Here is a 5,407-nt window from a genome sequence, read left to right on the forward strand (position 1 = left end):
CACAAGCCCGGGTCGGACGTGCTGTTCTGGAGCGGCGGATGGCGGCAGGGCGATCCGTCGCGTTCGACCCGCGTGCATCGGCGGCGGGCCCGCGTCAGCTCGTTCGAAGCCATCGATCAGATGGTTCTGAGGCTCGCCGACGGCACACGATTCCCGAACCTCAAGCACATCGTGATCGCCGGCCACTCCGCCGGCGGCCAGTTCGTCAACCGCTACGCCGCGGGCAATCGCGTCGAAGACCTCATCGCGCCATCGCGCGGCATCGACTTCCGCTATGTTGTCGCCAATCCGTCATCATATCTTTATTTCGACGGCGAACGGCGGATCGGCGGCGAAGGCGACCGCTTCGCCACCCCGTCCACGTCGGAGTGCCTGACGTGCCCCACCTACAACCAATACCGCTACGGCCTGGACCATCTGAATTCTTACATGGCCACGGTGGGAACCGACACTATCGCCGAGCAATACGGTCGGCGCCACGTCGTCTACCTCGTGGGCGAACTTGACAATCGTGACGAACTGTTCCTTGATCGCACGTGCCGGGCCAACCTCCAGGGCGCCCACCGCCTCGAACGCGCGATTATCTACTACAGCTATCTCCAGCACCACTTCGGCCCCGAGATCGCCGCCAATCACCACCTGGCGATCGTTCCGGAGACGGGGCACAATTCGTACCGCATGTTCGGTTCGGAACCGGGCCTTCGGTACCTCTTCGACCACGAGCCAGCCGACCGCGCCGCCTCGCCGGCGGCCACCAGCCGCCCGGCGGAGGCTTTGGCCTCGTGAACCTTGGACATCAACGAGAGTGAGAATCAGAGTCGTCGATATGATCGCTGATGGTCTATTACAAGTCGGGCTTATAGAATGACCCTTTCCTCCCGGTATTCCTTGATATTCAACGCTTTGTCCCTTAGGATTATTGTGCCACCAAAGGGAACAATCCCAATTGACGAGAACCCGCTGGGAGATGTTGTCGGCGGGCTGATTTCCAATAACCGGTTTCAGGAGGAAGCTGCCACATGACACAGTTCATCACCAAACTCGCTGAGATTTCGCGGCTGGATCAGGCCGAACGGATGCGTCTGGAGAACGTCGCCATCAAGTACGCGTTCCGCTCCAATGAGTATTACATGTCGCTGATCGACTGGAACGATCCGGACGACCCGATCCGCCGGCTGATCCTTCCGCACCCGGGCGAACTGGAGGAGTGGGGCCGTCTCGATCCGTCCGACGAAAAGGCGTATACGCGCATTGCCGGTTTGGAACACAAGTACAACTCGACCGTGCTCCTGCTGGTCAGCAACGTGTGCGGCGGGATCTGCCGATTCTGTTTTCGCAAGCGGGTGTTCCTGGACGGCAGCCGCGGCAGTGAAGTGCTCCGCGACCTTGACGCCGCGCTCGACTACATCCGGCAGCACACGGAGGTGACCAACGTGCTGCTGACCGGCGGCGATCCGCTGATGCTTACCACCGAAAAGCTCGACCGCATGATCTCTGAGCTGCGCAGGATCGAGCACGTCCGGATCATCCGGATCGGCAGCAAGATGCCCGCGTTCAATCCGCACCGCATCATCGACGATCCGGCGCTGCTGGAGATGATCAACCGCCACACCCTGCCCGATAGAAAGATTTACGTGATGACGCACTTCAATCATCCGCGAGAACTGACCGATGCCGCGATCAGCGGCTGCAACCTGCTCGGCCGCGCGGGCGCGCTGTTGGCCAATCAGACGCCGATGATCCGCGGAGTCAACGACAGGCCCGAGGTGCTCGCTGAGCTGTTTCGCAAGCTCTCGTTTGTCGGCGTGCCGCCGTATTACGTCTTCCAGTGCCGGCCCGCGGTGGCCAACAAGGCCTACGCCGTGCCGATCGAGGAAGGGTACCAGATCTTCGAGCGGGCCAAGGCCCTGGTGTCCGGCCTGGCCAAGCGGGCGCGGTTTGTCATGAGCCACGCCACCGGTAAGATCGAGATCATCGGCTTGGCCCACGACCGCGTCTACTTCAAATATCACCGCGCCGCCAACGACGGCGACAGCGGGCGTTTTCTCGCCTATCAGCGGAACGGCGACGCGTTCTGGTTCGACGATTACGAAGAGACCGTTCGCGACTATCCGGTCACCGAACCATACCGGCTCCACGGGCCCGAGTAGGCCCGCAGCGGCCCGGCGATCAGGATGTACCCGATGAAACCCTACTTTTGCCCACAGTGCGGCAACGACTATTCAGCGGCTGAGTGCCTCGACGAGGGCGGCCTTCGCCGATGTCCGGCGTGCGTCCGACCGCGGGTGCTGTTGGCGGGACACATTTTGATCGCGATCGGGTTGCTGATCCTGTTCGGTTCGACTATGATTCTTCCCCCGTACGTGCCGGCGGCTGGTATAATGATCGGAGGAGCGTTGTGCATCACGGGGCTGGTTCGCACCATTCGCCGTCGGCGTCGGCGCAGGGAGCATGACGGCGACGACGAGTTCGATCCCGACGACGACTACTGATGGGCCGATCACCGCTGAGGAGAAAGGGCAAGTCATGACCACCAAAGCCGTCATCTTCGATCTGGACGACACGCTGATGGCTGAAGGGCCGGCGTATCGCACGTGCTTTCTGGAGACCTGCCGGACCGCCCACGAGCATTATCAGATCGAGCCCGAGGAGTTGCTCGAAGCCCTTGGCCGCCACGCGGAACTGCTGTGGCGAAAGAGCGGGTTGATCGAGTACTGCCGCGAGATGGGCATCATCTGGTCGGAGGGGCTATGGGGTACTTTCGAGGGCGATCAGCCGAACCTCAGGAGCCTCGCGGAGTGGGTTCCCGCGTACCGGGTTGAGGCGTGGTCGAAGGCGTTGGCGGATCACGGCGTGATCGATCTGTTGCTGGCGGAGGAACTGGCTGACGACTTTATCCGCCGCCGGCGCGAGTGCCACGAGTTGTTTTCGGAGGCGCTGGAGGTTTTGGATCACTGCCGGTCAAAGTACTCGCTGGCGATGGTCACCAACGGCGCACCGGACATCCAGATGGCCAAGGTCCGGGCGGCACGGCTCGAACCGTACTTCAAGAGCATTCTGATTTCCGGCGAAGTGGGCGTCGGCAAGCCGGACCCGCGCATCTTTCGGATGGCCCTGGAACAGCTCGGCGTCGGCCCGGAGGAGGCTGTGATGGTCGGCAACAGTCTGCAGCGGGACATCCGCGGGGCCAGAAACGCCGGCATCCGCGCGATCTGGATGCAGCTCGATGGCGTCAAACCCGACGACGACGTCGAACCCGACGCGAAGATCACCAACCTGAGCCAGTTGCCGGCGTTGCTGTAGCGGAGCATGTTCGGCTTGCGGTTCTGTACTACGCCAGGAGCCAATCGACAAACTCTGCGACTCGCCGCAGCCGTAGCGAATCACTTTGGAAAGGCGACTCCTTGCTGAATGCCCTGCAGATGAAACCTACCGGTTATTCACCGCCTCCGCCTCTTGGGCTTCCTTCTGCCTGAGCCCCTTCCTTCGTCTGAACACTACCGCGTTCAGGATCCAGAGAAGGAAGAACCAAGTCCCGAGCAGAAGCACGAGATTGATAGGAAAACCGAGGATCGTCGTCGGGCCGACGAAGTCAAGCCACGGGCCGTCGGGCGTGCTCCGCTGGAAGATGATGTATGGGACCGGCCATCCGTGGATGCGCGTGTTCTCACGAGGCGAGTACACGTAGTGAAACGTCAGCGCGTAAGCCAAGACCGAAACACCGACGCCTGACAGCACCGTAATCCACCAATAGCTCGAAGAGGTGTCGCGGTTGCGAAGAATGAGGTAGGGACAGACAATCGTGACGCCCATGAACATCAGAATAACAACAATCAGCAGTAGAGCCACGGTTCACCTTAAGCGAGGTTATAGCATACGGCGGGGATGGTCCTGTCGCAACATGGAATCCTCCTGTGAAAGACCCTGTCGTCCATCGCGCTCGATTGGCGGGTCAACCTGCCGCTTGGGGGCAGAACGACCCGCCCTACAGATACCGCCCGGACGCTGTCACCCGATGATCACCAGCGCCAGATACGGCACGAGGTTGAACAGGATGACCACCATCTTGAAGAATCCGAGCCAGCCGTAGATGACCACGTTGAAGGTCTCCCTTGATACGGGAAACCACCGGCTCTGCATCCGATAGGCCCAGTCGCCCGCGAAGGCGAGCATCAGGAAGCTGATGACCAGCAGCCCCGCGTTGATGATCGTGCACCACATGAAGAACGTCCGAAAGGTGGCGATGTCCATCGCATTCTCCTTCCCGGTTATTCCAGCATCGCGTCGTCCACACGGCGAAACAACCTTCTGGCACGCCACAAGCATGCAGGCCTCTGTTCGCCTATAGCTAACGTCGTCTCGCCCGAATATCAAGCGCCATCGGCAGCCGACGAAGATTACTGGCAGCACGGACGCACATGGAGTATCATGCAGATCAACGACAGGGGACATGGCATGAAGACCAGACACGCGGCATGTGTGATCGTTTTGGCCTCGGCCGCGACGGCGATGTTGTTGACCTGCGCCTCGGCTGATAAACCCGCCACGCTTCCCGCCCGGATCGCGCTGCCGGCGCCGCGGCAGGAGGGCCCGCTTACGGTCGAGCGGGCGATCGCCCAGCGGCGATCAGTCCGACGGTTCGCCGATCGGGCCGTGAGCATCAAGCAACTTTCACAGATTCTCTGGTCCGCTCAGGGCGTTACCGACCACCAGCAAGGGCTCCGAGCCGCTCCTTCCGCCGGTGCGCTGTATCCCATTGAGATGTACGTCGTTGCGGGGAATGTGGCCGATTTGGCTGCCGGCGTGTATCGTTACCTGCCGCGTGAGCATCGGCTGATGCGAGTTGCCTCCGGCGATCGGCGAAAGGCGCTTGTCGATGCGGCACTCGGACAGGGGAGTGTACGCAATGCCCCCGCCATTCTGGTTGTCAGCGGCGTCTACAGCCGCACCGCCGCCAAGTACGGCGAGCGGGCCGCCCGCTACGTTCACATGGAGGCTGGAGCGGCGGCCCAGAACGTCTATCTTCAGGCTGAGGCGCTCGATCTGGCCACCGTCCTTGTCGGCGCCTTTGGCGACAGGCAAGTCCAGGAGGCTCTGGAGCTTCCCAAAGACCACGAGCCTCTGGTGCTTTTGCCGGTCGGCTGGGAGGAATGAACTTTTCAGCGGCCAGCCGGTCTATATATTACGGAAACCTCTGTGGAGGACCGGACATGGCTCGATCGCTCGCTTTCGTAACGGTTGCGGCTTTGCTCTACGGCGCCGCGTTCGGCGACGGCATGGCCTTCACCCGCCCCACCGACGACACCTCCGTGCTTGAACCGCTGCCGGAGCGGACGCAGGCCGCCGCCATCGCCCATGCCGACGGCGTGCAGCGGATGATTATCACGGTCGATTTCGAACTCGACGA

The 5,407-nt window shown here is 61.6% G+C and carries 8 protein-coding genes; 6 read left to right on the forward strand and 2 right to left on the reverse strand.

The window, feature by feature from the left end:
• The 4 genes from GXY33_06195 to GXY33_06210 form a co-directional block, all read left to right on the forward strand.
• A partial coding sequence (locus tag GXY33_06195) for a hypothetical protein (GenBank protein NLX04714.1) occupies positions 1-786 on the forward strand: 786 nt, incomplete at its 5' end.
• Positions 787-1,019: 233 nt separating this feature from the next.
• Entirely contained in the window at positions 1,020-2,150 is a 1,131-nt protein-coding gene (locus GXY33_06200) for a KamA family radical SAM protein (protein NLX04715.1), read from the forward strand.
• Between the two features lie 33 nt (positions 2,151-2,183).
• Positions 2,184-2,492: a hypothetical protein gene (locus GXY33_06205; protein ID NLX04716.1), complete on the forward strand. Its 309-nt coding sequence runs from the start codon at positions 2,184-2,186 to the stop codon at positions 2,490-2,492.
• Positions 2,452-3,303: an HAD family hydrolase gene (locus tag GXY33_06210; protein ID NLX04717.1), complete on the forward strand. Its 852-nt coding sequence runs from the start codon at positions 2,452-2,454 to the stop codon at positions 3,301-3,303. The genes GXY33_06205 and GXY33_06210 overlap by 41 nt, the downstream gene beginning before the upstream one ends.
• A gap of 126 nt (positions 3,304-3,429) precedes the next feature.
• Here GXY33_06210 and GXY33_06215 read toward each other — a convergent pair whose 3' ends face one another.
• Together GXY33_06215 and GXY33_06220 are read right to left on the reverse strand one after the other, a co-directional pair.
• On the reverse strand, positions 3,430-3,849 hold the full coding sequence (locus GXY33_06215; protein NLX04718.1) for a hypothetical protein: 420 nt from the start codon (positions 3,847-3,849) through the stop codon (positions 3,430-3,432).
• A 159-nt stretch (positions 3,850-4,008) separates the two neighbouring features.
• Entirely contained in the window at positions 4,009-4,251 is a 243-nt protein-coding gene (locus tag GXY33_06220) for a hypothetical protein (protein NLX04719.1), read from the reverse strand.
• 204 nt (positions 4,252-4,455) lie between these two features.
• On the opposite strand from GXY33_06220, the gene GXY33_06225 reads away from it, so the two are divergent.
• Together GXY33_06225 and GXY33_06230 are read left to right on the forward strand one after the other, a co-directional pair.
• Positions 4,456-5,154, forward strand: coding sequence for a SagB/ThcOx family dehydrogenase (locus GXY33_06225; protein NLX04720.1), 699 nt, complete (start codon positions 4,456-4,458; stop codon positions 5,152-5,154).
• Positions 5,155-5,210: 56 nt separating this feature from the next.
• On the forward strand, positions 5,211-5,407 hold a 197-nt coding region (locus GXY33_06230), incomplete at its 3' end, for a hypothetical protein (protein ID NLX04721.1).

It is taken from the genome of Phycisphaerae bacterium, from assembly GCA_012729815.1.
Lineage (GTDB): Bacteria > Planctomycetota > Phycisphaerae > JAAYCJ01 > JAAYCJ01 > JAAYCJ01.